Annotated in this window: 29 protein-coding genes and 1 pseudogene; 21 read left to right on the plus strand and 9 right to left on the minus strand. The window is 64.3% G+C overall.

What is annotated here, in order from left to right; translation table 11 throughout:
* Window positions 1-25: 25 nt before the first annotated feature.
* Window positions 26-403, plus strand: a pseudogene (locus HYR72_10855) (acyl-CoA dehydrogenase).
* A 357-nt stretch (window positions 404-760) separates the two neighbouring features.
* Here HYR72_10855 and HYR72_10860 read toward each other — a convergent pair.
* Together HYR72_10860 and HYR72_10865 are read right to left on the minus strand one after the other, a co-directional pair.
* Window positions 761-2,017 (minus strand): RNA polymerase sigma factor, encoded by a 1,257-nt coding sequence (locus tag HYR72_10860; protein ID MBI1815469.1) that lies wholly within the window; start codon window positions 2,015-2,017, stop codon window positions 761-763.
* Entirely contained in the window at window positions 2,014-2,379 is a 366-nt protein-coding gene (locus HYR72_10865) for a YciI family protein (protein ID MBI1815470.1), read from the minus strand. Before HYR72_10865 ends, HYR72_10860 begins: the two co-directional genes overlap by 4 nt.
* Window positions 2,380-3,407: 1,028 nt before the next feature.
* Between HYR72_10865 and HYR72_10870 the strand changes: the two genes are divergently transcribed.
* The 4 genes from HYR72_10870 to HYR72_10885 all read left to right on the plus strand — a co-directional run bounded on the left by HYR72_10870 (window position 3,408) and on the right by HYR72_10885 (window position 5,608).
* Window positions 3,408-3,551, plus strand: a complete 144-nt coding sequence (locus HYR72_10870) for a BrnT family toxin (GenBank protein ID MBI1815471.1) — start codon at window positions 3,408-3,410, stop codon at window positions 3,549-3,551.
* Window positions 3,523-3,786 carry a BrnA antitoxin family protein gene (locus HYR72_10875; GenBank protein ID MBI1815472.1) on the plus strand — a complete coding sequence of 88 codons (264 nt, stop codon included), beginning with the start codon at window positions 3,523-3,525 and terminating at the stop codon, window positions 3,784-3,786. The genes HYR72_10870 and HYR72_10875 overlap by 29 nt, the downstream gene beginning before the upstream one ends.
* Before the next feature lie 51 nt (window positions 3,787-3,837).
* Window positions 3,838-4,278 carry a nitroreductase family deazaflavin-dependent oxidoreductase gene (locus HYR72_10880; GenBank protein MBI1815473.1) on the plus strand — a complete coding sequence of 147 codons (441 nt, stop codon included), beginning with the start codon at window positions 3,838-3,840 and terminating at the stop codon, window positions 4,276-4,278.
* Window positions 4,279-4,348: 70 nt separating this feature from the next.
* A complete protein-coding gene (locus tag HYR72_10885) occupies window positions 4,349-5,608 on the plus strand; it encodes a cytochrome P450 (GenBank protein MBI1815474.1) in 1,260 nt (419 codons plus the stop codon).
* A gap of 6 nt (window positions 5,609-5,614) precedes the next feature.
* On the opposite strand, the gene HYR72_10890 is transcribed toward HYR72_10885, so the two are convergent.
* On the minus strand, window positions 5,615-7,321 hold the full coding sequence (locus HYR72_10890; protein MBI1815475.1) for a thiamine pyrophosphate-binding protein: 1,707 nt from the start codon (window positions 7,319-7,321) through the stop codon (window positions 5,615-5,617).
* Between the two features lie 307 nt (window positions 7,322-7,628).
* Between HYR72_10890 and HYR72_10895 the strand changes: the two genes are divergently transcribed.
* Complete coding sequence (locus tag HYR72_10895; GenBank protein ID MBI1815476.1) at window positions 7,629-8,558, plus strand: hypothetical protein; 930 nt, start codon at window positions 7,629-7,631, stop codon at window positions 8,556-8,558.
* A gap of 37 nt (window positions 8,559-8,595) precedes the next feature.
* The gene (locus tag HYR72_10900; protein ID MBI1815477.1) at window positions 8,596-9,417 is read left to right on the plus strand and encodes an SDR family oxidoreductase; all 822 of its coding nucleotides are present in this window, start codon (window positions 8,596-8,598) and stop codon (window positions 9,415-9,417) included.
* Here the strand turns inward: HYR72_10900 and HYR72_10905 are convergent.
* Window positions 9,371-9,811 carry a TfoX/Sxy family protein gene (locus HYR72_10905; protein ID MBI1815478.1) on the minus strand — a complete coding sequence of 147 codons (441 nt, stop codon included), beginning with the start codon at window positions 9,809-9,811 and terminating at the stop codon, window positions 9,371-9,373. The two genes, HYR72_10900 and HYR72_10905, sit on opposite strands and share 47 nt — an antisense overlap.
* A gap of 58 nt (window positions 9,812-9,869) precedes the next feature.
* The gene (locus HYR72_10910) at window positions 9,870-10,736 is read right to left on the minus strand and encodes a TIGR03619 family F420-dependent LLM class oxidoreductase (protein MBI1815479.1); all 867 of its coding nucleotides are present in this window, start codon (window positions 10,734-10,736) and stop codon (window positions 9,870-9,872) included.
* A gap of 128 nt (window positions 10,737-10,864) precedes the next feature.
* On the opposite strand from HYR72_10910, the gene HYR72_10915 reads away from it, so the two are divergent.
* Window positions 10,865-12,208 (plus strand): metallophosphoesterase, encoded by a 1,344-nt coding sequence (locus HYR72_10915; GenBank protein MBI1815480.1) that lies wholly within the window; start codon window positions 10,865-10,867, stop codon window positions 12,206-12,208.
* 3 nt (window positions 12,209-12,211) lie between these two features.
* On the opposite strand, the gene HYR72_10920 is transcribed toward HYR72_10915, so the two are convergent.
* Window positions 12,212-12,961, minus strand: coding sequence for an SDR family oxidoreductase (locus tag HYR72_10920; GenBank protein ID MBI1815481.1), 750 nt, complete (start codon window positions 12,959-12,961; stop codon window positions 12,212-12,214).
* A 142-nt stretch (window positions 12,962-13,103) separates the two neighbouring features.
* On the opposite strand from HYR72_10920, the gene HYR72_10925 reads away from it, so the two are divergent.
* The 4 genes from HYR72_10925 (at window position 13,104) to HYR72_10940 (ending at window position 16,001) form a co-directional block, all read left to right on the plus strand.
* Window positions 13,104-13,574, plus strand: coding sequence for a nuclear transport factor 2 family protein (locus tag HYR72_10925; protein MBI1815482.1), 471 nt, complete (start codon window positions 13,104-13,106; stop codon window positions 13,572-13,574).
* Window positions 13,575-13,618: 44 nt separating this feature from the next.
* Window positions 13,619-14,392, plus strand: coding sequence for a class I SAM-dependent methyltransferase (locus tag HYR72_10930; GenBank protein ID MBI1815483.1), 774 nt, complete (start codon window positions 13,619-13,621; stop codon window positions 14,390-14,392).
* Between the two features lie 63 nt (window positions 14,393-14,455).
* Window positions 14,456-14,566, plus strand: a complete 111-nt coding sequence (locus HYR72_10935; protein MBI1815484.1) for a nuclear transport factor 2 family protein — start codon at window positions 14,456-14,458, stop codon at window positions 14,564-14,566.
* Window positions 14,567-14,729: 163 nt separating this feature from the next.
* Window positions 14,730-16,001 carry a HAMP domain-containing histidine kinase gene (locus HYR72_10940; protein ID MBI1815485.1) on the plus strand — a complete coding sequence of 424 codons (1,272 nt, stop codon included), beginning with the start codon at window positions 14,730-14,732 and terminating at the stop codon, window positions 15,999-16,001.
* Window positions 16,002-16,019: 18 nt separating this feature from the next.
* Here HYR72_10940 and HYR72_10945 read toward each other — a convergent pair whose 3' ends face one another.
* Window positions 16,020-16,595, minus strand: coding sequence for a hypothetical protein (locus HYR72_10945; GenBank protein ID MBI1815486.1), 576 nt, complete (start codon window positions 16,593-16,595; stop codon window positions 16,020-16,022).
* Between the two features lie 205 nt (window positions 16,596-16,800).
* Here HYR72_10945 and HYR72_10950 point away from each other — a divergent pair, with 205 nt between their 5' ends.
* The 4 genes from HYR72_10950 (at window position 16,801) to groL (ending at window position 19,436) form a co-directional block, all read left to right on the plus strand.
* Entirely contained in the window at window positions 16,801-17,070 is a 270-nt protein-coding gene (locus HYR72_10950; GenBank protein MBI1815487.1) for a DUF507 family protein, read from the plus strand.
* Window positions 17,070-17,345 (plus strand): DUF507 family protein, encoded by a 276-nt coding sequence (locus HYR72_10955; protein MBI1815488.1) that lies wholly within the window; start codon window positions 17,070-17,072, stop codon window positions 17,343-17,345. The genes HYR72_10950 and HYR72_10955 overlap by 1 nt, the downstream gene beginning before the upstream one ends.
* Before the next feature lie 121 nt (window positions 17,346-17,466).
* Window positions 17,467-17,757, plus strand: coding sequence for a co-chaperone GroES (gene groES, locus HYR72_10960; GenBank protein MBI1815489.1), 291 nt, complete (start codon window positions 17,467-17,469; stop codon window positions 17,755-17,757).
* A 38-nt stretch (window positions 17,758-17,795) separates the two neighbouring features.
* Window positions 17,796-19,436 carry a chaperonin GroEL gene (gene groL / locus HYR72_10965; protein MBI1815490.1) on the plus strand — a complete coding sequence of 547 codons (1,641 nt, stop codon included), beginning with the start codon at window positions 17,796-17,798 and terminating at the stop codon, window positions 19,434-19,436.
* Window positions 19,437-19,521: 85 nt separating this feature from the next.
* On the opposite strand, the gene HYR72_10970 is transcribed toward groL, so the two are convergent.
* The gene (locus HYR72_10970; GenBank protein MBI1815491.1) at window positions 19,522-20,676 is read right to left on the minus strand and encodes a LamG domain-containing protein; all 1,155 of its coding nucleotides are present in this window, start codon (window positions 20,674-20,676) and stop codon (window positions 19,522-19,524) included.
* Between the two features lie 119 nt (window positions 20,677-20,795).
* Between HYR72_10970 and HYR72_10975 the strand changes: the two genes are divergently transcribed.
* The 5 genes from HYR72_10975 (at window position 20,796) to HYR72_10995 (ending at window position 24,827) form a co-directional block, all read left to right on the plus strand.
* Window positions 20,796-21,386 (plus strand): YihA family ribosome biogenesis GTP-binding protein, encoded by a 591-nt coding sequence (locus tag HYR72_10975; GenBank protein MBI1815492.1) that lies wholly within the window; start codon window positions 20,796-20,798, stop codon window positions 21,384-21,386.
* A 64-nt stretch (window positions 21,387-21,450) separates the two neighbouring features.
* A complete protein-coding gene (locus tag HYR72_10980) occupies window positions 21,451-22,293 on the plus strand; it encodes a glycosyltransferase (protein MBI1815493.1) in 843 nt (280 codons plus the stop codon).
* Entirely contained in the window at window positions 22,286-22,828 is a 543-nt protein-coding gene (locus tag HYR72_10985) for a hypothetical protein (protein ID MBI1815494.1), read from the plus strand. Before HYR72_10980 ends, HYR72_10985 begins: the two co-directional genes overlap by 8 nt.
* On the plus strand, window positions 22,825-23,904 hold the full coding sequence (locus HYR72_10990) for a radical SAM protein (protein MBI1815495.1): 1,080 nt from the start codon (window positions 22,825-22,827) through the stop codon (window positions 23,902-23,904). Before HYR72_10985 ends, HYR72_10990 begins: the two co-directional genes overlap by 4 nt.
* Window positions 23,905-24,023: 119 nt before the next feature.
* Window positions 24,024-24,827 carry a glutamate racemase gene (locus tag HYR72_10995; GenBank protein ID MBI1815496.1) on the plus strand — a complete coding sequence of 268 codons (804 nt, stop codon included), beginning with the start codon at window positions 24,024-24,026 and terminating at the stop codon, window positions 24,825-24,827.
* 25 nt (window positions 24,828-24,852) lie between these two features.
* Here HYR72_10995 and serS read toward each other — a convergent pair whose 3' ends face one another.
* Window positions 24,853-26,130, minus strand: a complete 1,278-nt coding sequence (gene serS, locus HYR72_11000) for a serine--tRNA ligase (GenBank protein MBI1815497.1) — start codon at window positions 26,128-26,130, stop codon at window positions 24,853-24,855.
* Window positions 26,131-26,161 lie beyond the last annotated feature (31 nt).

Raw genomic sequence — 26,161 nt, forward strand, 5'->3', positions numbered from 1 at the left:
TGGTTTCGCCGATCTCCGACAAGCCGGTATCCAGTGGCTGATCGCCGACTCGACGATGGAGTTGTACCAGTGCAAGCTGATGGTGCTGCACGCGGCATACAAGATCGATCGCGGTGACGACTTCCGCAGCGAAGTGTCGATGGCCAAGCACTTCGTCGCCAACTCGCTCGGGCGCATCATCGACCGCGCCATCCAGGTGCACGGCGCGCTCGGCTACTCGACCGACACGCCCGTCCTGAGCCCCGTCGAAGGGCCGCTGGCGCACATGGCTCAGCAAGCCCGTTGGGCGCGCTTCGCCGACGGCGCCGACGAAGTGCATCAATGGCGCATCGCGCAACGCACCATCGACGCCTACAAACGCGACAAGTCGACGCGCGCGGCGACGGGGAATCTGCCGCTGTGATGTCGGGCGGGCTTCGCTCGATCAGCCCGGCGATCACCGCCGCACCATGAAGATCGAACGTCTCCCATCCGATTTTCATGGATCGCCTTTGGGGCAAGCTCATGGTGTTGCCACCACCCACAAGATCGATCGGGGTGAAGACTTCCGCAGCGAAGTGTCGATGGCCACCCCTCTTCACCCCAAAATCCGGCCAGTCGTCGACACTTCAAAACCGGCCAGTTGTACCGGGCGTCGAGACGGAAGTCGGTCTAGCTCTTCGAGACGTCATCCTGCAAGGAGTGATGCCTCTTCGTGCGAGCTACCGGCCCTTTGCGCGCCGCGGGGGGCGCCGATCCCGCCCACGATTTGCCTGCCGCCCTAATCCCTAACCCCGGTGCGCTCGGCTGCGAGTTGAGCCAGGCGCGCCTGCAGGAACCGACGCTCGGCGGGCTGGCGCGTCAGCTCAAGCGCACGTTGGTAGGAGGCCCGCGCCGCCTCGGCGAGGCCGAGCCTCCGCTGCATGTCGGCGCGCGCGGCGTGGGCCAGATGGTAATCGTCGAGGTCGCCCTGCGCCAGCACCGCTTCGATGGCCGCGAGCCCGGCCTCGGGCCCGTCACGCATGCCGAGGGCAACTGCGCGGTTCAGGGCCACCACCGGCGAGGGGTCGACGCGACACAGCACGTCGTAGAGCGCGACGATCTGGACCCAGTCGGTTTCGCCGGCGCTCGGCGCCTCGACGTGAACAGCGGCGATGGCCGCCTGCAGGAGGTAGGGTCCGACGCGTCGCGAGCCCAGAGCCCGCTCGATCAGGCCCTGAGCTTCAGCGATCCGCCCGCGGTCCCATAGCGACCGGTTCTGATTCTCCAGCAGGATGAGGTCGCCGGCCGCGTCGACGCGCGTGGCGCGCCGCGCCTCGTGCAGCAGCATCAGGGCGAGCAGGCCCAGGGCCTCGGGTTCGTCGAGGAGCTCGACCACCAGCCGGCCCAGCCGGATCGCCTCCGCGCAAAGATCGTCCCGCGTCAGGCTCTGCCCCTGGGTCGCCGCATAGCCCTCGTTGAAGATCAGATAGACCACCTGCAGCGCACTCTCGAGCCGCGCTGGTAGCTCGGCGAGGGCCGGGACCTCGTAGGGGATGGCCTCGTCGCGGATCTTCGCCTTCGCCCGCACGATGCGCTGAGCGATGGTCGGTGCGGGCGCCAGATAGGCGCGGGCGATCTCCTCGGTGGTCAGCCCGCCCACCTCGCGCAAGGTGAGCGCGATGCGCGCGTCCGGCGCGAGCGCCGAGTGGCAGCAGGTGAAGATCAGCCGCAGTTCGTCATCCTGAATGTGCTCGGGCATGGTCGTCTCCGGCGCCGGGTCCGCCAACGCTGCCAGCTCTGGCAAGGCGTCCGCCAGCCGCGCCTGCCGGCGCCAGCGGTCGATGATCTTGAAGCGGCCAGTGGAGACCAGCCAGGAATAGGGATTGGTCGGAACGCCCTCGCGCGGCCATTGCTCGGCCGCGGCGGCGAAGGCCTCGTGAAGAGCCTCCTCTGCCGCGTCGAAGCCGCCGAGGAGCCGAATCAGCGTCGCGAGCACGCGCCGCGCCTCGGTGCGGTAGGCAGCCTCCAGGGCGTCACGCGCGCCGGCCGTGCTCATAGTTGCGGACGGGGCTTGCTAAAGTCCACGATCGGCCGCACCTCGATGAAGCCCAGCCTGGCCAGCGGAATCCCCGCCGCGATCCGCACGGCCTCGTTGAAGTCGCGCGCCTCGATCAAAATGAAGCCGCCCAGCACCTCTTTGGTCTCCATGAACGGACCGTCGGTCGCCGACATCTTCCCGTCGCGGACCTGCACGGTCATGGCTTGATCGGGCAGCTGCAGGGCTTGGTCCATCACCATGTTGCCGCTGGCCTTCAACTCGTTGTTGTAGACCCCGGAAGCGCCGAGGACCACCTTGGCCTCCGCGCTTTGACCGAAGACTTTCTGGGGGTCGAAGTAGATCAAGCAGGCATAGCGCATGATGGGGCTCCTTTTTCTCGCACCTTGAATACGCCTTGTCGTTCAGCGCCGCTGGAATTCGACACAGTACAATTTTTTTCAGGCGATTGTCGAAGCGGCACGGCGCGCGGCGACTAGGACGGTGATCCCTTCGCCCAGGAGCCCTGGCCATGACCACCGATACCCCCTTCGTTCCGCTCACCTGCGGCTGCAAATGCGGGAAGGTGCGCTTCAACGCCGCCGACGCCGCGTCGCAATATGCCCTAGAGACAACCACCGCGGGGTCTATGGCGGCTTTGCCCCGATGTTCGACAGCACAGGAGTAGCTGATGTCTGCACCACCGAAGAACGACATGACTGCTTCATGCTCATGCGGAAGCGTCGAACTCGAAGCGATCGGCGCTCCAATTTCAAGCGTTGTCTGCTACTGCGACGATTGCCAGGAAGGTTCCCGCCAAATTGAAGCGTTACCGAATGCACGTCCCGTTCAAGATCCCGATGGCGGAACCGCATACATCCTCTTCCGGAAGGATCGCGTCAGATGCTCGAGGGGCGCCCGGCTCTTGAAGAGCCACAAGATCAGAGAGAGATCGGCCACAAATCGAGTCGTCGCCACCTGCTGCAATTCAGCCATGTTCCTCAACTTCGATGACGGGAGGCATTGGGTTTCGATGTACCGGGCGCGGGTTCAAGGAGATATCCCGCCCTTGCAGATGCGCATTTGCACAAAGTTCAAGCCCGAGAACGGCGATGTTCCGAGCGACGTGCCCAGTTACTCGACTTTCCCCCTAAAGTTTCTGGCGAAGCTCCTTGCTGCCCGGATTGCAATGCTGCTTCATCGATGAGCCTCGGTCGTGCGGGCGCATGTGTCCGCGGGCGGAAAAGGGGGCAAGACACCCAGGCGCTCGGCAAATCGCGTGGACACCTGACTGGCCGGGTTTGAATCGGCGCCAAAGTCGGTGGACACCTCCTCATCACTGGCCGGATTTGCTGCGAGCCGGCGTCGGCGCGGCCCTCGGACCTCGATCCCAGCCGCTTTCAGGTAGCCGTTGATCGGAGAATCTGATCGAGGAGTCCTCGTGGTAGTGTTCACGGTGCGACAGCCAGGAGACGTGGTGCGCCTCATCAGTGCGCGTCCAGCCCGCAGGAAGGAGCGCAGGCAGTATGAAGAGAGCAAAAGACTTTCCAATTGAGCAGGCGCGTCGCGTGACCGCGCGTGAAGTGGAGGCGGCACGCAAGGCCATCGAAGAGAGGCTGGGGCGCAAGCGAGTCCGGCGGGGACGGCCACCGAAGGGGGACGAAAAGTACGCACCCTTCTCGATTCGCTTGCATCCTCGTGTGATCGCTTGGGCTAAGAAGGAAGCGAAGCGGCGCGGTTTGGGATACCAGACGGTGATCAACGAAGCGTTGATCAAGGCGACCGCGTAGATGCGTTCGGATTGAGATTGAAGCTGGCTCGTTGGAGAGGAGATTCATTCCATGCACATCCCTCGCTTCATGCGGCAGGTGAACCGGGTGTTCACCAATCCACTCCTGGGCACGTTCGCTTGGCTGGTTCCGCCGCTGGCCATTGTGCACCACGTCGGGCGCAAGAGCGGACGACCGTACCGCACACCGGTGGTCGCCTTCCCCAGCGCGGCCGGCTTCGTGATTCCCATGACCTACGGCCGTGATGTCGACTGGGCACGCAACCTCGTCGCTGCCGATGGTTGCGAAATCGTGCAAATGGGCCGGCGAACCAACTTGTGCAACCCGCGCATCGTCGGCTTCAAGGTTGCCGAGTCGCATCTTCCCGCCGCCGTGCGCCCCGTTCTACGCGCTGCGGATTTTCCCGGCTACGTTCTGCTCGACACCGCCACCGACAAATCGCGCCGCGCGGAGAAGTCATCGTCGCGTTCGAAACCGGCGCGCAACCGCTGACCATCACGCTGGTCGTGACACCCCGCGTGCGACAGGCTACTGTCGTCCGGCAACGAGGAGATGCCGAACGATGACTGCAGCGGAGCAAACGTTCGATCCCGCAACACTCGATCTCATCACCCCCGAACACTACGAACAGAACGGGTATCCGCACCCGGAGTGGACGTGGCTGCGGCGCCACGACCCGGTCTTCTGGTACGATCGCTCGAACGTCGATCCGTTTTGGGCGATCACCAAGCATGCCGACATCATCGCCATTGGCAAACAGCCGGAGCTGTTTCTCAATGCGCCGCGTCTCGCGGTGTTCACCAATGATCTACCGCCGCCGCCGGAAGGTCAGTCGCGGCACTTGCTCAACATGGACCCGCCGGATCACAACCGCTACCGCCGCATCAGCAGCGGATGGTTTACCCCGCGCGCCATCCGAGCCATGGACGGCAACATCGAACGCGTGACTCGTGAAGTGCTCGATGCCGCAGCCGAGAAGGAGGAGGGCGACTTCGTCCGCGACATCTCGGCGAAGATCACGATCGCGGTGATCGCGGAGATGCTCGGCGTGCCGCGGCCCGATTGGGATCTGCTGTTTCGCTGGACCAACGAGATCATCGCCCCACAAGATCCCGAGTTCCAGCACGGGGCCACACCCACCGAGACAATCGAACGCTCGCGCATAGAACTCTTCACCTACTTCCACGATCTTGCCACGCGGCGGCGCAGCCAACCGAGCGACGACATCGTGAGCGTCATCGCCAACGCTCAGATGAATGACGAGCCGCTGCCCCCGGTGGAGTTGCTCTCGTATTTCTTTCTCCTCGTCGTGGCCGGCAACGAGACCACTCGCAATGCGATGACCGGCGGGATGCTGGCTCTTCTCGATCACCCCGACGAATGGGAGAAACTCCGCCACGACCCCGCGCGGCTGGATGGCGCCGTCGAGGAGATCGTGCGGTGGACGACGCCGGTGATCCAGTTTGCGCGCACGGCGACGCGCGACACCGAGCTGCGCGGCAAGACGATCCGCACCGGTCAGTCGGTGTGCCTATTTTATGGCTCAGGCAACCGCGACGACGAGGTGTTCCAGGATCCTTTCACCTTCCGCATCGACCGCGAGCCCAATCCGCACATCGGTTTTGGCATGGGCGAGCACGTGTGCCTGGGCGCGCACCTCGCCCGCCTCGAACTTCGCCACGCCTTCGGACAGCTCCGCGCGCGACTCGAACGGTGCGAGCTCAGTGGCCCGGTTGCGCGCGTTCGTTCGAGTTTCGTCGGCGGGATTAAGCGCGCGCCGATGCGCTGGCGCATCGCGCCGGCTCATGCAGCGACGAGTTGACCTCGCTCATCCCATCGGCCCCTGATACACTTCCGCGAACCGCATCAGCAGCTCCATCGGGATCGCCAGGTTGGCGTCGCGGTCGGTCTTCACGCACACCACCGCCGGGCCCTTGGCGGCTTTGGCGCGGCGGAGGGCGGACTCAACGTCTTCGATCCGCTCGGCGTACTCGCCGTAACAGCCGAGACCTTCGGCGACACGATCCCAGCGCACTGTCCCTTGCTGGGTGCCGAACGTCTGGCCGTAGAGCATCTGCTCGTTCGGCTCCTCCATGGTCCATGAGCCTTCGGCGAAGACGATGGTCGTGATCTTCACGCCGTCGCGCGCCGCGGATTGCATCTCCATGAAGTTGAAACCGGCGGCGCCATCGCCGGTCACGCACACGACCTCGCGCTGCGATGCGCCGAGCTTCGCGCCGATGGCCGACGGAATGCCGGTGCCGAGCATGCCGAGTTCGAGAATGTTGTGGTACGAGCGCGGCTGCGTCGGCGGCAAACACGAGTGCGCCCACAGCGAGGTGTTGCCACCGTCGGCGGTATAGACCGCGTTCTTGCCGAAAACCGCGCCGACTGTTTGCAGCACGTGTGCCGGATGGATGCCGGGGCCCTTCCAACCCGCAATCGGCGCCAGCAGTTCATCCCACCAGGCCTGTGCCGCTTGTCGATAGCGCGCGAGGTCGGCGCCGTCGCGCGGACGCGCTTTCATGTTTCGCAGCAGTTGTACGAGTCCCTCGATGGTGTGCTTGGCGTCGGCGACGATGCCGAGCGCCAACGGTCGAGTAACACCCATGTTGCGCGCGTCGATGTCGATCTGGATGAGCCGCTGATGCGACGGATCGCCCCAGTACTTGTCGAACGGAAGGTCGAGATTGCCAAGCCGCGACGCGGCGACGAGCACGACATCGGCTTCCTGCTTCACCACATCCGCACCGCGCCCGAACCCGAAGATGTAGTTCGAATGATCGAGCGGGACGGCGGAGCGCCCGGCCATCGTGGTCATCACCGGACAGTTGAGCAACGTGACGAGTTCCAGCAGCGCGGCGTTGGCATCCGCGCGGTCGACGCCGGCGCCCGCGAGCACCAGCGGTCGCTGCGCATTGGCGAGCAGCTCGGCTGCTTGTCGCAGTTGAGCGTCGGACGCTTGTGGCCGCGGCGCACGGTAGGAATCCGGCGGCAAGACCGGCGCGCTCTGCTCCTCTCCTGTCGCGTACAACACGGGCGCCGGCAACTCGATGTGAACCGGGCCGGGTCGCCCCGTCCACATTTCGCGGAAAGCGATGCGCACCACTTCGGGGATTCGCTCCCACGACAAGATGGGTCCGCCCCACTTGACGCATGGCTTGAAAACATCGAGTTGATCCTGCCCTTGGAAGGTCGACGGCGGTGATGGATAGACGAGGCCGAGCCGGTGCTGCGAGGTGATCGCCACCACGGGCACGCCCTCGTGGCGTGCGGTGATGACACCGGGCAGCAAATTGGCGGAGCCGGGACCGGGGTTGCCGAGAACCGCGGCGACCTGTCCCGTCGTTTTGTAGAGTCCCTCCGCCATGTGCACTCCCGCCGCTTCGTGCCGAACCGGAAACAACCGGATCTCGTGCGCGGCGAGTTGGGCAAGGAGCGGATCGATCTCGGGTGACGGAAGTCCGAACACGAACTTCACCCCTTCGTTGGCGAGACAACGCGCGAGCAGTTCACCGCCGGTGATTGCGCTCATCGAATCCTCCCTGTCGGGCACTTGAAGAGCGCTGCGCTCCAGACCCGGCAGCATAGCGCTAGCGCTGGGGTCGTACCGCTGTCAATCGCTGCACAGCTAATGTAGGAGCCTAGCCAGTGTCCCGCTTTAGAAGATCGCAGAATATTCCCCACCTCTCGATGCTCCCCTGGCGGAAGAGTGTAGGGGCGATGCATGCATCGCCCTCCGTCTTCGTTGCAGCGGACACGTCGATAAGCGGGCGACGCATGCGTCGCCCCTACAGGGAGCGGGAAGTCTGGTGGGGAACAGATGGTGGCCTCGAGGTGAAATGAGAAGAGTCTGGCTTCTTCTTGCGCTCGCGGTTTCCGCGATCGCGCCGGCTACCGGCGCGGAGATCGCGTGTCCCGATACCGATGTCGGGCGCGTGGCGGTGGTCGCTGATGGCTTGCTCGTCGTCGCACCACAGATGCAAGGGCTGCAGCCCGACGACCTCCTGCTTCAACTGAACAGCCACGTGCTGCACAGTTGCAACGACCTCACGCAGGCGATGGCGGAGGCTCGCGACCGTCAACTCGCCTCGTTGTTGCTGATTCGCCGCCAGCAGGTGACACACGCGTTCGTGCTGCAACCGCCGCTCGCTGCGCCGCCCGCAGTGCCGCTCACGGCAGAAACCCTGGCCGACTCGATCGCAGCGACAGCGACCTCCCAACCCGCGCTCACGCCGCCGCCGGCTACGTTCACGCCGCCATCGATGACGCTCACGCCGGCGCCGCTCGCGCGCTCTGCTGTCGCGCTCGTGCGCGACATGCTGGTCCATCTTCGCGAACTCGGGCGGTCGATGCAGGCTAAGCTCCCGTTACCGTCGGCTCAACCGTGGGCACGCGAGGTGGGCGATCTGCGACAGGCGTATGAGCAGCATCAGGTCGAGCAGCCGGCGCTACGATTGGTAGAGCCGATCCTTGCCTACTACCAAACCATCGCCGAGATCCTCGTCTACAAGGAGCGGACCTTCCGCAACGCCGGCAACACTCGTTCCCAACCAGACGTTGTGCTGCCCTACAACAACGGCTCGCAAGTCAGTGGATGGTTGCAACGGTATCCGTTCTTGCAAGCCAGCGTGATCGCGCCGCCCGACACGGTGCTGGGCTTTGCGGAAGGCAGCGGACGCTGGTCGCCCGACCGCGCGGTCGCGCTGCTCGTCGAACGCGCGCTGGCAGATGGGGATGCACTGGCGCAGCGGTTGGATGCCACAAACTAACTCGTGACAGACACTTCGATGCACCAAGGAGGCGCCGATGAACGATCCCGCTCCGGACATTCGCGTTGAGGGACGGCTCGCCGGCCGAGTGGCGATTGTCGTCGGCGCCGGCTCGACGCCCGGTGAGACGATCGGCAACGGGCGCGCGACCGCGGTGCTGTTTGCGCGCGCCGGTGCGTCGGTGCTGCTCGTCGATCGCGAAGTCGAGCGCGCCGAGGAGACGCGCGCCATGATCACTGGCGAAGGCGGCAACGCCGCATCACACGCGGCTGACGTCACTCGCGAAGACGACTGCGCGCGCATGGCCGCCGCCTGCATCGAGCGCTTCGGCCGCATCGACGTGCTCCACAACAACGTCGGCATCGGCAGCCTCGGCGGTCCGGTCGAGTTGCCGCGCGAGCAATGGCAGCGGACGTTCGATACCAATTTGACCAGCATGTTCCTCGCCTGCAAGTGCGTGCTGCCACACATGGAGCAGCAAGGCCGGGGCGCGGTCATCAACATCTCGTCGCTGGCGGCGATTCGTCATACGCCGTACCCGATGCTCGCCTATCACGCGTCCAAAGCGGCGGTGAATGCCTTCACCGAAGCCGTCGCGCTGCAGTACGCCGGTCGTGGAGTGCGCGTGAACTGCATCATGCCCGGACTCATCGATACGCCGATGGCGATGCGCGGGTTGTCCACCGGGCTTGGCGTTTCGACCGAGGAGCTGCGGCAGCGCCGCAACGCGAGCGTGCCGATGGGACACATGGGCTCGGCGTGGGACGTCGCTCACGCCGCGCTGTTTCTTGCTTCCGACGAAGCGCGCTACATCACCGGCGTGTGTCTGCCCGTCGACGGCGGCCTGGCGTTGCGGTGACGCCCGCGCGCGGCCGCTTGGCGCTCGTCTTACTCGCGCCGCGCGTCGCTTTTGGTGTGAGTGAGCAGACGTAGGCGACGGACTTCTTGGCCCAATTCCGCAGCACCTTCGGGTCGGAGAGCAATGGCGGCGGCACCACGACGTACTCGCGCATCACTCTGCCCGGCATCGGCTCGAAGCCCTGTGCTTGGAAACGTTCCACAAACTGAATGCGATCGTCGTCCGCGAGGCGCATGATCATGCCGGCCTCGTGGAGTCCGACGCAGAGATAGCCGTTGGCGAAGATGCAGGCGTAGCCGAACATCTTGCGCGGCTCCGCGCCGGTAAGGTTGGTGATGACGCTGGCGAACGCATCGGCCGCTGCCTTCGGTGCCGGTTTCCATTTCTTCTTCATGTCGGTCGCAGCTCCTCTGGGTGCCAACGCAATCGTCAGGGAAAGTTAGCGTCGAGAGCTACGTCTTCGCGATCACCCGGTCGGCGTAGTCGCGAAGCAGATCGAGCTTCTGCGCCAGGGTCTGGGAATCGATTGCTTCGGTGTAGGGGTTGCGAAAGCCCACGATCACGTCGGTGACGCCAAGATCCTCCAGCCCGCGGATGCCGTCGACGGTGTACGCATCGAGCGAGATGGCGTGGATCTCGAACCGCTCGCGCTCGCGGCCGTATTCCTTGCGCAGATGGTTCAGGCGTTGGATCAATTGGGCGAGATCATCGCTGCCGGCGTGCATCCAGCCATCGGCGACGCTGGCCGCGCGCCGCAACGCCGGCTTGGCGTGTCCGCCGATGAGAATCGGGATCGGCGCTGTCGGCACCGGGCAGATTTTGATGCTGGGGACGTCATAGTGCCGTCCGTGAAACTCGAAGAAACCGCCCGCCGTCAGTCCGCGGATGATCGCGATCATCTCGTCCATGCGTTGGCCGCGCGAGTGCCAGTCTTGTCCGCACACCTGGAAGTCTTCGGGCCACGGACTGGTGCCAACGCCGAAGCCGAAGCGGTTGTTGCTCAGCACCGCGACCGAACTCACTGATTTCGCCACCAGCACCGGTTGACGAATCGGCAGCTTGACCACGAAGGTCGTGAAACGCAGGCGCGTAGTGACCGCCGCCAACGCGGAGATCAGCGAGAACGGCTCGATGAACGGCTTGTCTTCCAAGAAGTGCCGATCGCCGTCAGGCGTGTAGGGATACTTGCTGTCCGACACTTCCGGATAGCAGATGCTGTCCGGGACGATGAATCCACTCCACCCCGCTTCCTCCGCGGCTCTCGCCAGGGGCAGATAGTGGCTCGGATCGCACATCGACTCGGCATATGAGAAGCGCATCGTGGCGCGAACCTATCGCGTGGTGTTCCGGCTCGCAACGAGAGCTTCCGGCAAGCCCATTCAAAGCCGTTGACCGGTGGGATCGCCGGTGTACTCTCGGGCAGTAGTTTGTTTCCGGCGAGAACTTCATGAGTCCAATCTTCGACTCGCACGCGAGTAAGGGTTCCGGCCCCGCGCGGTTGGTGACGGCGGGGCAAGTAGCGCTCAACGTCGTGCTGCTGCTCGCGGGCGTGTGGCTGGCCTGGTCGGGGGTGCGGCTTGCGTATTTCCTGTTGGCGCTGATCCCGCTCGCGTTCGTTCCCTTTTCGTACGCACGCGTGCGCTTCCATCGCCTGATCGAGCAGCCGCTCGCGCAACCGTTGGTTTGGCTGCTGACGGTAACCGGCTTGCTGTTCGATACGATTATGGTGGCGCAACTGCTGAGCGCGCGGCAGATGCGGCCACCGGCGATCCTCTACGCGTTCGGGGTCACGTGGATCGGTGCGGTTTGGTTCAGCGCCCACGCGCTGTTGCTGCTCGGCTACGCGCTCGGCGGCCTGGCCCGCTTGGGAAGCCGGCCCATCCGGCGCGTATGGTCGCCAGTTCGGTCGGCGGTACCGCGCGCGGACGATGCGTGGATCGGGCGGCGGGAGCTGCTGCAAAAGGCCGGGCTGTTCGGCGCTGTGCTGCCGTTCGGCGTCTCGCTCTCCAGCGTGTCGCTGTCCTACGACTTTCAAGTTGAACAGCGGGAGATCGTGTTGCCCTTCTGGCCGGCGGCGCTTGATGGGCTACGGGTCGTACATTTGTCCGACATTCACGTCGGCGGAGCGATGGATCGACGGCGCGTGATGCAGGTGGCGGCGCTCACCAACGAGTGTCGTCCGGATCTCGTGCTCCACACCGGAGACTTCCTCACCCACCGCACCGGCGACTTCGATGCGCCGCTGTACGACGCGCTCGCGCGCATCCGCGCGCCGCACGGGCAGTGGGCCTGTTTCGGCAATCACGACTTCGATGATCCGCAACGTCTGGAGCGACGCCTGCGCGACTGCGGGGTGACCGTACTGCGCGATCGCGTCGCCGCGCTTTCGCTGCACGGTGCGCCGCTGGAGATTGCTGGGATCGACTTTCGGTTCGATCGTTCGCAGCGGGCGGCGGTGTCGGAAGGGATCATTAACGGCTGGGGACCGCGCGGTCGCGCACCGCGCATTCTGCTCGACCATGATCCCAGTACGTTCGCCGCGTTGCCCAACGCCTGCGCCGATCTCGTCCTCTCCGGGCACACCCACGGCGGACATATCGGCGTACAGTTCGATTCGTCGCACGCCATCACTGTGGTCGGCCTCGTGGGTCTTCCCGATCAGGGATTGTTCACGCGCGGCGACATGCGTCTCTACGTCACCCGCTGCGTCGGGTTCTACGGCTACCCGATGCGCATCGGCATCCCGCCGGAGATCGCGCTGCTCGTCCTGTGCTCACCGCAAAGTGTCTGACGCTCAGATCGTCAGACCGCCGTCGATCGAGACGATCGATCCGGTCATGTAGCGCGCTTCGTTCGAAGCCACGAAGGCGATCAGCGCGGCCACTTCATCCGGTTGCGCCATGCCCAGCGGCGACATCAGCTTGCGGATCGCCTTGGGGTCGGCATCGGGCGGGAGACGAAACGCCTGCTGCAACGGCGTCGCGATGCCACCGGGCGCGACGGCGTTCACTCGCACGCCGCGGTTCAGATACTCGTCGGCGAGGGCGCGAGTGAGTTGGATGACGCCACCTTTCGATGCGCAGTACGCCGCGCTGTACGGCTGACCCATGAGTCCGGCGTTCGACGCGATGTTGACGATGTTGCCGCCGTCGCCGAGCAGATGCGGGAGCACGGCTTGCGCCATGAGGAAGCTGCCGGTCAAGTTGACGCCGATGATGCGTGACCAGTCCTCGAACGGCATCTCGTGCGAGTTGGCAAACTTGCCGATGCCGGCGCAGTTCACCAACACTGACGGCCGACCGAGGTCGCTCGCCGCGGCGGCGACCGCCGCACGGACGGAGGTCGGCTCTGACACGTCAACGTGGTACGCGCCGCCGCTGGCACCGGTTTCGCGGATTGCCGCCGCGGTCTGCTGCGCTGCGTCGAGCGCCAAGTCGAGACACGCGACCGCGGCGCCTTCCGCGGCCAATCGAAGTGCGGTGGCGCGTCCGAGCCCGGAACCGGCGCCGGTGACAACGGCTGTTTGTCCTGTGAAGCGAGTCATGAGCAGGGCTGTTACTCCATCCTTCTTTGGAATCGAAAAAGTGCCGGGCGAAGCTAGCGCGCAGCGCGGCCCGCCGCAACGGCGTTGGCAATCGCGATCGAGTGTGGCAGGCATGGGCGCTCACGCATAGGAGGTGCGTCCCATGGTCGACCTACAAGCGATCGAAGCGATCAAGCGGCTCAAGTACCAGTACCTCCGCTGTCTCGACCTGAAGCAGTGGGACGCGATGGCCGAGTGTTTCACGGAGGATGCGACGGCCGCGTACGGCGACGGCAAGTACTCGTTTGCCAGCCGCGACCAGATCATGCAGTTCCTCCGCGACGCGCTCGGGCCGTGCGACAAGATCTCCAGCCACCGCGTGCAGCAGCCGGAGATCGACTTCACCAGCGCGACGACTGCCACCGGAGCGTGGGCCCTGGACGACATCGTCATCGACACCAAATCGAACACCGTCATTCGCGGCGCCGCGTTCTATCGCGACGAGTACGTCAAAATCGATGACGGGCAGTGGAAAATCAAATCGACCGGCTACCAGCGCCTGTTTGAAGAGCGATTCTCACGCAGCGACACGCCGAGTTGGCGGCTCACCGCGAACCGCTGGGCATCGCAGTGAGGGCGAAACGAGAGGCTGACGATCACGTGCTAGGTCGCCGTTGAATGAACGAGCGACAGCAGCGCTTCGTGTTCGATGACGTCGCGGAACTGTACGCGAGGCGGCGCCCGTCGTATCCATCGCAGCTCGTCGACGACCTGATTGCGATTGCGGGGTTGCGCGCGGGTTCACGCCTGCTCGAGATCGGCTGTGGGCCGGGAACTGCCAGCGCGTTGCTTGCCGGCCGTGGCTTCGAGTTGCTGTGTCTCGAGCCGGGCCCGCGGCTGGCTGACTTGGCGCGTCGCCGACTGCAGGACGATCCCCACGCGGTGGTCGTCACGACGACCTTCGAAGAGTGGTCGGTCGAAGCCGAGGTCTTCGATCTGGTCTATGCCGCTCAGTCGTTTCACTGGATCGACGCCAGCGTACGCCTCGTGAAGTCAGCGCAGGCACTCAAGCCAGGTGGCACTCTGGCGATCTTCGGCAACCGTCCGTTGCCGGGTGCCGCCGAGGTCGATGCCGATATCCAGAAGGCCTATGCCAAGCACGCGCCTCCGCTCGCCACGCGCGGCGATCTGAGTAATACGCGGGAGAACTTTGCGGCCATGCTTGAGCAGTCGCCGCTATTTCAACCCGCCCAGTGGCGGGAGTATCCGTGGTACATCGAGTACACGGCCGAGGCCTACGTTGAGCTGCTGCAGACCCACTCCGATCATCAGATGTTGCCCGTCGCGCAACGGACACAACTGCTCGAAGCGATTGGCGCAGCGATCATTCGCCATGGTGGGCGGTTGGCGATCGATCACGTTACGGTGCTGTGTTGGGCGCAGCGCAAGTAGATCCAGAAAGACTGCCGTCGACCATGGCCGCTCACCGCAAACGCATTTGAGGATGTCCGAGGTATGAAGCGGCTCGAGTACCAGTACCTCCGCTGTCTCGACCTGAAGCAGTGGGACGCGATGGCCGAGTGCCTCACGGAGGATGCGACGGCCGCATACGGCGACGGCAAGTAACGCCATCATTCGCGGCGCCGCATTCTATCGCGACGAGTACGTCAAGATCGGCGGACAGTGAAATAAATTGTCAAGATAGTACGGTCGCGGTATAGAGCGAGGCACCAGGGGGGCCAATCGGCGCGCGCTCTTCGGATGGGGAGATCGCGCGGCGTCCAGTCAGATGACGTCACCGTCGATCGACGAACTGTACGCAGAAGAAACCGCCGACATGGTCGCGGCGCGTCTGCCATCTATGTGTCTGGCGTTTGCCGGAGTGTTCAGCGCCGCGTGGCTGTTCGAGTACATCGCGCACCCCGAGCGCATGCGCTGGTACGCCATCGTCTTCGCCCTCGAACTCCTGGCGTGCGCAGCAGCGGTCGCGCTCACCCGTCGTCCAAGTGGCCGGCGCCATGGCGTGGCCGTCGTGGCCTCGACGTGCTGCGTGTTGTTCATGCTGATCGGGTCGTATCACGTGCTCTTGCGCGGCGAGACCGAGATTATGGCGCTTGCGCTGGTGTATCTCCTCACCGGCGTGACCGTCGGGATTCCCCTGGGCGGCTACGGGCAGCTGCCGATCGCGGTCGCCGCGGCGCTGGCCTACCTTGGCGCGGTATCATTGGGCGCGGTCAGTGTCACACCGGTACCGCTCACGGCGCTAGGGCTCGTATCGATCGGCGCGCTCACAGTGGCGGGCGCGACGTTTCTCGACCGCTACCGCTACGCGTCGTTTCGCCGCACGGAGGAGTTGCGCCATGCGAACGTGGCGTTGGCGCACGCCAATGAAGCGAAGAACCTTTTCCTCGCCAACGTCTCGCACGAACTGCGCACCCCGCTCAATGTCATCCTGGGCTACGCACAGTTGATACTCGACGACGGCTTCGGGCCGCTGTCCGACGGCATGCGGCAGCCACTGGAGCGAATGGTGGCGAGTTCGCAGACGCTGGTGTACCTGATCAGCGACCTCCTCGACTTGTCACGGATTGAGGCCGGACGGCTGAGTGTCAACTTGGAACCGGTCGCGTTGGCGCCGCTGTTCGCCGAGTTGAGCACGATGATGGCCCAGTCCATCGCGCACAAGCCGGTGCGTTTCATCGCGGAAGATCCCGACGGATTGATCGTCACAGCGGACCACGACCGATTGCGACAAGTGTTGGTCAATCTCTTGTCCAACGCGGCGAAGTTCACCACCCGTGGTGAGATTCGACTGCGCGCCACGGTCAGCAATGGGACGATACGCATCGAAGTCGTCGACACCGGCGTTGGCATCGCCGCCGCCGATCTCCCGCACCTGTTCGAGCCCTTTCATCGCGCCAGCAATGCCAAGGAGTTCGGTGGGGTCGGCATTGGTCTCTCGATCTCCGTGCGGCTGGCCCGCGCGATGGGCGGTGACATCGCGGTGGAGAGCGCACCGAGCAGTGGATCGTGCTTCAGTGTGAAGTTGCACGCTGGATAGCGGCCATGGCGTCCCGCGTCACCCCTTCAGACGCCGCAACGGTGGGCTCGCTTTAGCCGGCCGCTTGCGCAGGCGGCCCACTCGACTTTCGAGCAACGCGTCGGCTTGCGCCAGCAGCGCATGATTGTTTGTGTACTTCTCGATCATGTAGCTGAGATCACCGAGGTCGTGAATCAAGAGCTGCACTGCCCGCTCACGTTCAGCCTCACCCTTCAGTGAGTGCAAGAGATCCAGTACGACGTCCTCGATCTCCGAGCTCTCGATTTCGACCGAGATCTCGAAGGCTCGCTCAAGCGAAATCCCGCTGCGGACCTCGCGATGGAAGCGATCAAGCAGGCGCCCGAGATGCTGCACGCGCTTGGGTGTCAGCCCGATGCTGGCTGGCATGGCGTGGCGCGCGCCTTCGAGCAGCCCCGACACCAACGCCAACGCGCCAAAGTGGCGCGACTCATGTTGCGCCATATCGAACCAAAACCGCCGCAACGGCTCGGGACGGTCGAACTGGCTCTCGAACAGACAGTAGAGCTGCATCGTGCGGCGCTCGAGTTCCATGGCCGCGTCGATCAGGCGTTGCAATCCCGTGGATGAGGGCATGACTCAAGCCGCGGTGGACGACCGGATGGAGAACGAGCCAGACACCTTGCCTACCTAGCGAAGCTGAAGAAGGAGAGTCAACCGCGCGGGCTAGCGTATTTTGAGGCGGGGGCACGCATCGCAGACAACCTGTCCCCGCGAACGGCGCCACTTACCGCGCGCCGGTCGGTTGCGCCCGCGCGGCGATGCGGATAGGTAGGAGCAGGTGCGGGACAACGAAATTCAACGGCTGGCGCAGATCACTGCGCGCGGGCTTTGTGCGCACGGGTTCATTCAGGCGAAGGGGGACCAGGGGCGCATCGCCAGCCGCATCAGCGAGATCATCGCCAAGAGCTTCGCCGACGAGGCGGCCTTGATCGCCGAGGCCGAGCGGTTGGCCGCCACCCACGCACGCCAAATGGTCGGCATGGACCGTGAACGCATCGTGCGTGGCATCCTCGAACGGTTGGCCCGTGAGCGCGACTTCCCGTTGTGATGAAGAAGTTGAGTGAAGCCCGCGTCTCATTTCTCGCCCACGAGATCCTCCGAGCCTTGCGCAGCGAGGGGTTGGTGGAGGTCGAGCATGAACGGCTGGCCCTGGCCGATTTGAAGCAATTGCTGAATCAGGAGGATGAACTCTCCGAGCGCATCGATGCCACGGTTCGGCAGAAGATTGGTACGCTGTCGCGCAAGATCCCGCCCGGTAGTCGCGAGTGGGATGTGCTCTACCGCCAGTACTGGGAGCAGGAACTGCGCAAGATCAGACCGTAGCACCCCTTGACAGTGGGGCGCGGGTGGTTAATCTTCCGCCGGTTTTCTACCGCGGCGTTGCTGCGGTCGCAAATCATTGGCTTAAATTCGGATTGCACCACCAGGAGGAAAGGAGAGAACCATGAAGATTCGGCCACTGCAGGATCGCGTCATCGTCAAGCGAATCGCCGAGGAAGAGAAAACCAAGGGCGGCATCATCATCCCCGACACGGCGAAGGAGAAGCCCCAGGAAGGCAAAATCATTGCCGCGGGCAAGGGGAAAGTCTCAGACGAGGGCAAAGTCATCCCTCTCGAGGTCAAGGTCGGCGACAAGATCCTGTTCGGAAAGTACTCCGGCGCTGAGATCAAACTGAACGGCGAAGAGCACCTCATCATGCGCGAGGAAGACATCCTCGGTATCGTTGAAGCCTAGCCCGCACCGACAATCACGAACAAAGAGGAGGCTCCACCATGCCCGCAAAGATTCTGAAATTCGGCCAAGAGGCCCGCGACCGCATTCTGCGCGGCGTCAACGCGCTCGCTGACGCGGTGACCGTCACACTCGGCCCCAAGGGTCGCAACGTCGTACTCGAAAAGTCATTCGGCGCCCCCAACATCACCAAGGATGGCGTTACCGTCGCCAAGGAAATTGAGCTCGAAGACAAATTCGAGAACATGGGCGCCCAGATGGTGAAGGAAGTCGCCAGCAAGACCTCTGATGTCGCCGGCGACGGCACCACGACCGCAACCGTGTTGGCCCGCTCGATCTATTCCGAAGGCGCTAAGATGGTGGCTGCGGGTCACGACCCGATGAGCATCAAGCGCGGCATCGACAAGGCCGTGCAAGCCGTGATCGCGGAACTCAAGAGCCTGTCCAAGCCCACCCGAGATCAGAAGGAAATCGCTCAGGTCGGGACCATCTCGGCCAACAACGACAGCACCATCGGTGAGATCATCGCCGAGGCCATGAGCAAGGTCGGCAAAGAAGGCGTGATCACGGTCGAAGAGGCCAAGAGCCTGGAGACTGCGCTCGACGTCGTCGAAGGCATGCAGTTCGATCGCGGCTACCTGTCGCCGTACTTCGTGACCGATCCGGAAAAGATGGAAGCCGTCCTCGAAGACGCCTACATCCTGATCAACGAGAAGAAGATCTCGGCGATGAAGGACCTGCTGCCGGTGCTGGAAGCCATCGCCCGCACGGGCAAGCCCTTCCTCCTGGTCGCTGAGGACATCGAGGGCGAAGCGCTCGCTACGCTCGTGGTCAACAAGATTCGCGGCACGTTGCACTGCGTCGCGGTCAAGGCCCCCGGCTTTGGCGATCGACGCAAGGCGATGCTCGAAGACATCGCCACTCTCACCGGCGGCAAAGTGATCGCCGAAGAGCTTGGCATCAAGCTGGAGAACGTCACCCTCAACGACCTCGGGCGCGCCAAGCGTATCGTGATCGACAAGGACAACAGCACCATCGTCGATGGGGCCGGCAAGAAGGCGGACATCGAAGGCCGGATCAAGCAGATTCGCGCCCAGGTCGAGGAGACCACCTCGGACTACGATCGCGAGAAACTGCAAGAGCGGCTGGCGAAGCTCGTCGGCGGCGTCGCCGTGATTCGCGTCGGCGCGGCCACGGAAATCGAAATGAAGGAAAAGAAAGCGCGCGTCGAGGATGCGTTGCACGCCACCCGCGCCGCAGTCGAGGAAGGTATCGTCCCCGGTGGTGGCGTAGCGTTGGTCCGCTGCATCGCCGCGCTCGAGAAGGTGAAGGTGCGCGATGAAGAGCAGGTCGGCATCAACATCGTGCGCCGATCGCTGGAAGATCCCCTGCGCTGGATCGCCAACAACGCGGGCTGGGAAGGCTCGATCGTGCTCGACAAGGTGAAGAACAACAAGGGCGCGTTCGGCTTCAACGCGGCCAGCGAAGAGTTCGAGGACTTGATGAAGGCTGGGATCGTCGATCCCACCAAGGTGGTGCGTACCGCACTGCAGAACGCCGCATCGGTGGCCGGTCTGCTGCTCACCACCGAGGCGATGATCGCCGAGAAGCCGGAAGAGAAGGGCGCCGGTCCCTCGATGCCGCCAGGTGGTGGTATGGGTGGCATGGGCGGCATGATGTAAGTCGCTCCCCGGAGCGTGCAACAACAAAAGGGCGTCCGCGCACAGCGCGGGCGCCCTTTTGCTTTTCTCGAACCGCTTGGCTTGATCAGCGAGTGCTGCGGTTCGCGATCTCCGCAAGTGACAGCGCGCGATTATACGCTTGGAAATCGCTCATCGTGCCGCGCGCGCCGGGACCGCCGCCGGGGTGATCGGACCCGATGTAGAGCGGCCCATTCGGCGGGATGAAATTTCCGTAGTACGGGCTTTGACCGGCCAATCGCCCATCGACGTATAGAGACGCCAACTTCTGCCCCGTCGTTGGATCCTCGCCCCACGTCGCCGTCACCGTGTGCTCTTCACCCGGTTGCCAGCGAATCGGGATGCCCGCACCGCTCTCGTGCCCGGTGTCGTCGGCGAGCAAGAAGCGCAGATACTGTCCGTTCTTGGTGATTTGCAGTCGATTGTCCCACTCATTCGGTGTGCGCAGCTGCGCCAAGGACGCATCGGTCTCTTCCGCTCCCGACCAATCGGGTTGAATCTTGAACGAAATCGTTCCGGCCTCGCCCGTCAGGCCACCGGCATTCGGCACGGTGAATTGCGCGTCCTCGGAGAACTTGGTGCCCTGCCCATCAAACGCGATGCCCTCAGCCAACGTGGCTTGATCGCCCTTGTCCGGCTGAACCGAGTTGTCGAACGACAACGCCAGCACCGGCCCGTTCTCATCTTGGTTCTGCTTCTCGTCCTTGACTTGCTTGCCCGGGCCGCCTGCCGACGGCACCAACGCGATCGATTCATCGGTCCCACCGCCTGCCGGGCTGCTCGGCTTCTCGAATAGCGCCGGCCCAACAACCGGTGCAGTCACGCTAATCGAATTGCCGGCGGAGATCGGTGCCGAGCTTCCACTCACGCCGACGCTCCCTCGCGCGCGGCTCCCGACGCTGCCTACCGTGGCGCTGCCGCGCTCACTCGGTTCGGTCGCGTCGCCAGTCGATCCAGAAACAGCCGCACCGGCACCGCGGGCGCCGCCGACAGCGGCCGCACCAGCCGGTGCATCGAAGTGGCCCGGCGAACCAGCATCAGCGCCTTCCGGATAGTCGACCAATCCACCACGCTTGGCGATGGCCTTGCCAGCCAACGCGGCCATTCGATTGCGGGCGACAGCCGGTTCCTCGGCATCACTGCCGCGAAATCGCTGCACCACCACGCCGACAGTCACCAGCAAACACGCCCCGGCAACGAGGGCTACCCATGGTCTTGTCATCGTTCAGCTCGTACCTGCGTGGATGGTGATATGAGCCGGCGTGACTGTCAACACCTCGATGACATTTGGGCAAACCCCCGAGCTGGCCTCCGTGGGCGTCCGCTGCTACGAACTCGGTCATGCGCATCACTTCCGCTCGGTTTCTGAGTGCCGCGAGCGGTACGAATCATCTGCCGCGGCATGCCTGGCCCGAGATTGCGTTCGCTGGCCGGTCGAATGTCGGCAAGTCGTCGCTGCTCAACCGACTGGTCGGACAGCACAAACTCGCGCGAGTCAGCAAGACCCCGGGGCGGACGCAGCAACTGAATTTTTTTGTCTTGAATGAAGCGGTGGTCTTCGTCGACTTGCCGGGCTACGGCTTCGCTCGCGTCCCGCTCGCCGTGAAGCAGCAGTGGGGTCAATTGGTCGAATCGTATCTGACCGATCGGCGGGCATTGTCAGCCGTGGTTGTCATCATCGATGTCCGACGCGGAATCGAAGCGGACGATCAGCAACTGCTCGATTTTCTCGCGGTGCAGGACATTCCAACCCTGCTCGTCGTCACCAAAGCCGACAAGCTCAACCGCGGCGACCTGACGCGGCAGACGGCGGCGTTACACGCGCGCGCGGGGTACCCGCTCTGCATCGTCTCGTCTCACACCGGCGCGGGCATCGACCAGCTCTGGGCTGCGATCGAAGCGAGGCTGGGCGCTCGGAAGCGAGCGCGATGATCTTCTCGCAGTCCAGCGTACCGGCAGCTTTCGCGTGCCAGTTGCATATAGTAGGTTTCGCGCGATGACGGCGCACGGCTTGATCAGCGTGATCATTCCGACCTTCAATCGACACGCGTTGGTGCGTGAAGCAGTTCGATCCGTGCTCGCCCAGCGCGGCGACCAGACGATTGAACTGACCATTGAAGTGATCGTCGTCGACGACGGATCGGACGATGGGACTGAAGCCGCGCTTGCCCCGTTCGCGGATCGCGTGCGCTACCTGTGGCAACCCAACCGCGGCGTCGCCGCGGCACGCAACACCGGCGCTCGCAGTTCGACCGGTGAGTGGCTGGCGTTTCTCGACTCGGACGATCTGTGGTTGCCCGACAAACTCGCTGCCCAGATCGCTTTCATACGCGCGCATCCGCACACGCGTATCTGCCAGACCGGAGAGATTTGGATTCGCAACGGCGTGCGCGTCAATCCACCCCAACATCATCGCATCCCCGACGGCAACATCTTCCTGCCCAGCCTGCGGCGCTGCTTGATCAGCGCCTCCGCGGTCATGATGCGCCGCGACCTGTTCGAAGCCGCCGGCGGCTTCGACGAGAGTCTGCCCGCGTGTGAGGACTATGATTTGTGGCTGCGGATCGCGCGCGACACTCCGGTCGCGCTCCTCGATCAGCCGCTCGTGATCAAACGCCGCGGCTACCCCGATCAACTATCGCAACGATACTGGGGCATGGATCGCTTTCGCGTGCAGGCTCTGCGCAAACTGCTCGCAGATCCCGCCCTCGATGGCGCGCGCCGTGCCGCCGTTGCCGCCGTCTTCGCGGAGAAATGCGCCATCCTCGCCAACGGCGCCAGCAAGCGGGGGCAGCCAAACAACGCCGCCCACTATCGTGACCTTGCCGCGCATGCCTGATCACGCGACCACGGCCGCCGTGCACGCCTATGCGGCGGCGCGCCGCTTCTCGACCGCGACGCGCGAGCGCTGGCTACGGCTCGCGTCCAGCGATCAAGCCGCGTTGCTGCGGCTCGCTGAACAACTGCGCCTGGGCGAAAACCAGTTCCGCGATTTTCTCGATTGCAGCGAAGATATCGCCGGACGTGACGGTTGCACAATCGGCGAGGTGTGGGCACGCGAGCCGATGGTGACCACCCTGGCGCGTGATCTCGGACGTAACCAGATGATCGCCGCGCTGCGGGCCGCGCTGCGTCCGTTGCGTTTTCCCCAACTCGCCGCGGCCGACGCGCGGTTGGCCGAACTCGTGCGCCAGCTCAACTTGCCCGCGGGGGTACGCCTGCAGTTCCCACTCCAGCTGGAAGGCGACGAAGTTCGCGTCGAGCTGCGCGCCAACAGCGCCGCGGCGCTGCGCGAGTGCGCCGCCGCCGTGCAACGCGCGCTCGACAGTCCGGCGCTGGACGACGTCTTCCGTACGTTGGAGCACGCACTGTGACGCCGTGGCGCCCTGAACAGATCTGGATTGCACCCGGCGAAGAAGACACGCCGATTGCCCGGCGGGTACGCGCTGCGCTGCCGGATGTCCCGTGCGTCACCGCCGAAGTCGGCGAATCGGCCGCGGCGGATCGCTTCGCGGCCGGCAAGCGACGCCTCGTCCTGCAGCGCCATCGCGGTAGTTGGCTGCAGCACTGTCCGGCCGGAACCGCCGGGCTGGTCTGCTGCAACTACTTGGTGGTGAACTTCGCGTCGAACTGTCCCTACGATTGCAGCTACTGCTTCCTGCAGGAGTACATCGCCAACAATCCCGCGATCAAGGCGTTCACCAACATCGACGATGGCCTCGCCGAAATCGCCACGGTGCTGCGCGCGCACCCGCAACGCGACTTCCGTATCGGCACCGGCGAGCTGGCCGACAGCCTCGCGCTCGATCCGATCACTGGCCTGACGAGCGACCTGGTCCCGTTCTTCGCCGCACATCGCAACGTCACGCTCGAATTGAAAACCAAGAGCGACTGCATCGACAATCTGCTCCGACTCGATCCGCAAGACCGCGTCGTGGTGTCGTGGTCGGTGAACGCGCCGACGATCTGCTCCAACGACGAAGCCGGCACGGCATCGTTGAGCGAACGCATCGCCGCCGCGCGCCGCGTGCAGGCCGCCGGCTATCGCGTGGGGTTTCACTTCGATCCGCTCATCGAACATCCCGGTTGGGCCGAAGGCTATCGCGAAACGGTGGCAATGATCGCCGCCGTCGTCGATCCGCGCCGCATCGCGTGGATTAGTTTAGGAAGCCTACGCCTCTCGCCCGGTCTCCGCACGGCCATGCGGGCCCGACCAACAACGACACAGGTCTTAGGCGGCGAGTTGGTTCCGGGACCCGACGGCAAAGCGCGGGTGTGGCGCGGCTTGCGGATGCAGATGTATCGTACTGTCGAGGGCTATCTTCGCGAAGCGTTTCCGAACGTACCGAGCTACCTCTGCATGGAGCCCGCCAGCGTGTGGCAACAGGTGCGTGGGGAAGTACCCAGCGACCGCGAGGTCGCGCAGCGTTTAGTCGCAGGCGCGCTGTGAAAAAGCGTAAGCGCGCACCGGCGCGCCGCGCGAAGCGTCCGCAATCTACGGCGCGCTCCGCCTCCGGCGAGTCACGAGTCACGAGTCACGACTCACGACTCACGACTCACGACTCACGAATTGCCGGCGCCATCGGCGTATTCGATTCCGGCATCGGCGGGCTGACGGTGTTGCACGAGCTCATGCGTGAGCTGCCGCGCGAGCAATTCATCTACCTCGGCGACACCGGTCGCTATCCGTACGGCAGCAAGTCGCCCGAGACCGTCCGCCGTTACGCGGTCGAGAACACCGATTTTCTGATCGAGAAAGGCGTCAAGCTCTTGGTGGTGGCGTGCAACACCATGTCGTCGGTGGCGCTCGAGGCGATTGCCGAACGCGCGGCGGTCCCGGTGGTCGGCGTGATCGAGCCCGGCGCCGCCGAAGCGCTGCGCGTCACGCGCAACCGCCGCATCGGCGTCATCGGCACCGAAGCGACCATTGCCAGCGGCGCCTACACCCACGCGCTACAACACCTCGCCGAACGGTTCGCGGGTGACGTTGAGATCTACACCCGTGCCTGTCCGCTGTTCGTCCACCTGGCCGAAGAGGGCTGGGTCGACAACGAGATCGCGCGCAGCGCCGCGCGCCGCTATCTCGGCAGCTTGCGCCAGAGCGGCATCGACACACTAGTGCTGGGTTGCACGCACTATCCGCTGCTTCGCGCCGTGATCGGCGAGGTGATGGGGCCGAAGGTGCAACTCGTCGATTCAGCCAGTTCGACCGCGCGCGCCACGCGCACGATGCTCACCCGCAAGCGCCTCGCGCGTCGCGCCGGTACTTGCGCGGTGAGTTTCTTCGTCACCGACGTACCCGACCGCTTCATCAAAGTCGGCCAACGTTTTCTCGGCGAACAAGTCGAGTCAGCGGTGCGCATCGAACGGTGACGCCAACAGTACGCGCTCGACTTCTTCACAAACTCCGAGCGATGCGCTCTTGCCCTCCCATGAACGGGCGCAGCACGTCGGGGATGACGATGCTGCCGTCAGCTTGCTGGTAGTTCTCCAACACCGCGATCATCAGGCGCGGCAGTGCGAGGGCGGAACCGTTGAGGGTGTGTACGAACTCCGGCTTGGCGTTCGCCGACGGGCGATAGCGGATGTTGGCGCGGCGCGCTTGGAAGTCAGTGCAGTTGCTGCACGAGCTGACTTCGAGCCATTCGTTGCACCCGGGCGCCCACAGTTCAATGTCGTACTTCTTCGCGGCAACGAATCCGAGATCGCCGGTGCAGATGTCGATGACGCGGTACGGGATCTCCAAGCGTTGGGCGACCGCGCAGGCGTGCTCCAGAATTTTATCGAGCGCAGCGGCGGAGTGCGCCGGCTCGACCAACTTGTAAAGTTCGACCTTGTCGAACTGGTGCCCGCGCTTGATGCCGCGCACGTCGCGTCCGGCCGACATTTTCTCGCGCCGAAAACACGGGCTGTAGGCGACATACGAGATCGGCAGCAGATCCTTCGCCAGTACCTCGTCGCGGTGCAGATTGGTCAGCGGAATTTCCGCCGTGCCGACCATGAAGAGATCGTCTTCCTCGTCGCGGTAGATGTTGTCAGCGAATTTCGGAAGCTGGCCCGCCCCGTACAGACATTCCTGTTTGACCAGCGCGGGCGGATAGATCTCGGCGTAGCCATGCGTGCGGGTGTGCAGCTCGAGCATCCACGCGATCAGCGCCCGTTGCAGCGCGGCGCCGGCACCGCGCAATACGTAAAAGCGTGAGCCGGAGATTTTCACTCCGCGATCGAAATCGATGATGCCGAGTTCGGGGCCCAATTCCCAATGCGGCTTGGGCGTGAAACCGAACTGCCGCGGTTCGCCGGCAGTGCGCAGCACCACGTTGGCGCCATCGTCGGCGCCCAGCGGCACACTGGGATCGGGCAGATTCGGAATGGCGAGCATCTGCTGATTGAATCGAGCCTCGACCGCTTCGAGTTCCGTCTCCAACCCCGCGATCCGCTCGCCCACCACGCGCATCTCGGCCTTGAGTCGATCGCGCTCCGCCGGTTGCTGCTTGCCGATTGTCCGCGAGGTCTCGCCACGCTGCGCGCGCAGCGTCTCCGTTTGCGTGATCAGCTCGCGCCGTCGCTTGTCGGCGGCGAGCAGATCATCGACCACAGAGGCAGTAACGCCGAGCTTGTGTAGCTCGGCTTTCACAAACTCCGTGCGTTCGCGGATGAGTCGGATATCGAGCATCGTGAGCGACCGCTTACCGCACCTGCCGCTT

This window comes from Deltaproteobacteria bacterium, from assembly GCA_016178705.1.
Taxonomy (GTDB): Bacteria; Desulfobacterota; Binatia; order HRBIN30; family JACQVA1; genus JACOST01.

Coding starts and splice junctions, on each gene's coding strand:
- HYR72_10860 (MBI1815469.1), bottom strand. CDS start 2,017: ATGAGCACGGCCGGCGCGCGTGACGCCCTGGAGGCTGCCTACCGCACC.
- HYR72_10865 (MBI1815470.1), bottom strand. CDS start 2,379: ATGCGCTATGCCTGCTTGATCTACTTCGACCCCCAGAAAGTCTTCGGT.
- HYR72_10875 (MBI1815472.1), top strand. CDS start 3,523: ATGAAGAGAGCAAAAGACTTTCCAATTGAGCAGGCGCGTCGCGTGACC.
- HYR72_10880 (MBI1815473.1), top strand. CDS start 3,838: ATGCACATCCCTCGCTTCATGCGGCAGGTGAACCGGGTGTTCACCAAT.
- HYR72_10885 (MBI1815474.1), top strand. CDS start 4,349: ATGACTGCAGCGGAGCAAACGTTCGATCCCGCAACACTCGATCTCATC.
- HYR72_10890 (MBI1815475.1), bottom strand. CDS start 7,321: ATGAGCGCAATCACCGGCGGTGAACTGCTCGCGCGTTGTCTCGCCAAC.
- HYR72_10895 (MBI1815476.1), top strand. CDS start 7,629: ATGAGAAGAGTCTGGCTTCTTCTTGCGCTCGCGGTTTCCGCGATCGCG.
- HYR72_10900 (MBI1815477.1), top strand. CDS start 8,596: ATGAACGATCCCGCTCCGGACATTCGCGTTGAGGGACGGCTCGCCGGC.
- HYR72_10905 (MBI1815478.1), bottom strand. CDS start 9,811: ATGAAGAAGAAATGGAAACCGGCACCGAAGGCAGCGGCCGATGCGTTC.
- HYR72_10910 (MBI1815479.1), bottom strand. CDS start 10,736: ATGCGCTTCTCATATGCCGAGTCGATGTGCGATCCGAGCCACTATCTG.
- HYR72_10915 (MBI1815480.1), top strand. CDS start 10,865: ATGAGTCCAATCTTCGACTCGCACGCGAGTAAGGGTTCCGGCCCCGCG.
- HYR72_10920 (MBI1815481.1), bottom strand. CDS start 12,961: ATGACTCGCTTCACAGGACAAACAGCCGTTGTCACCGGCGCCGGTTCC.
- HYR72_10925 (MBI1815482.1), top strand. CDS start 13,104: ATGGTCGACCTACAAGCGATCGAAGCGATCAAGCGGCTCAAGTACCAG.
- HYR72_10930 (MBI1815483.1), top strand. CDS start 13,619: ATGAACGAGCGACAGCAGCGCTTCGTGTTCGATGACGTCGCGGAACTG.
- HYR72_10935 (MBI1815484.1), top strand. CDS start 14,456: ATGAAGCGGCTCGAGTACCAGTACCTCCGCTGTCTCGACCTGAAGCAG.
- HYR72_10940 (MBI1815485.1), top strand. CDS start 14,730: ATGACGTCACCGTCGATCGACGAACTGTACGCAGAAGAAACCGCCGAC.
- HYR72_10945 (MBI1815486.1), bottom strand. CDS start 16,595: ATGCCCTCATCCACGGGATTGCAACGCCTGATCGACGCGGCCATGGAA.
- HYR72_10955 (MBI1815488.1), top strand. CDS start 17,070: ATGAAGAAGTTGAGTGAAGCCCGCGTCTCATTTCTCGCCCACGAGATC.
- groES (MBI1815489.1), top strand. CDS start 17,467: ATGAAGATTCGGCCACTGCAGGATCGCGTCATCGTCAAGCGAATCGCC.
- groL (MBI1815490.1), top strand. CDS start 17,796: ATGCCCGCAAAGATTCTGAAATTCGGCCAAGAGGCCCGCGACCGCATT.
- HYR72_10970 (MBI1815491.1), bottom strand. CDS start 20,676: ATGACAAGACCATGGGTAGCCCTCGTTGCCGGGGCGTGTTTGCTGGTG.
- HYR72_10975 (MBI1815492.1), top strand. CDS start 20,796: ATGCGCATCACTTCCGCTCGGTTTCTGAGTGCCGCGAGCGGTACGAAT.
- HYR72_10980 (MBI1815493.1), top strand. CDS start 21,451: ATGACGGCGCACGGCTTGATCAGCGTGATCATTCCGACCTTCAATCGA.
- HYR72_10985 (MBI1815494.1), top strand. CDS start 22,286: ATGCCTGATCACGCGACCACGGCCGCCGTGCACGCCTATGCGGCGGCG.
- serS (MBI1815497.1), bottom strand. CDS start 26,130: ATGCTCGATATCCGACTCATCCGCGAACGCACGGAGTTTGTGAAAGCC.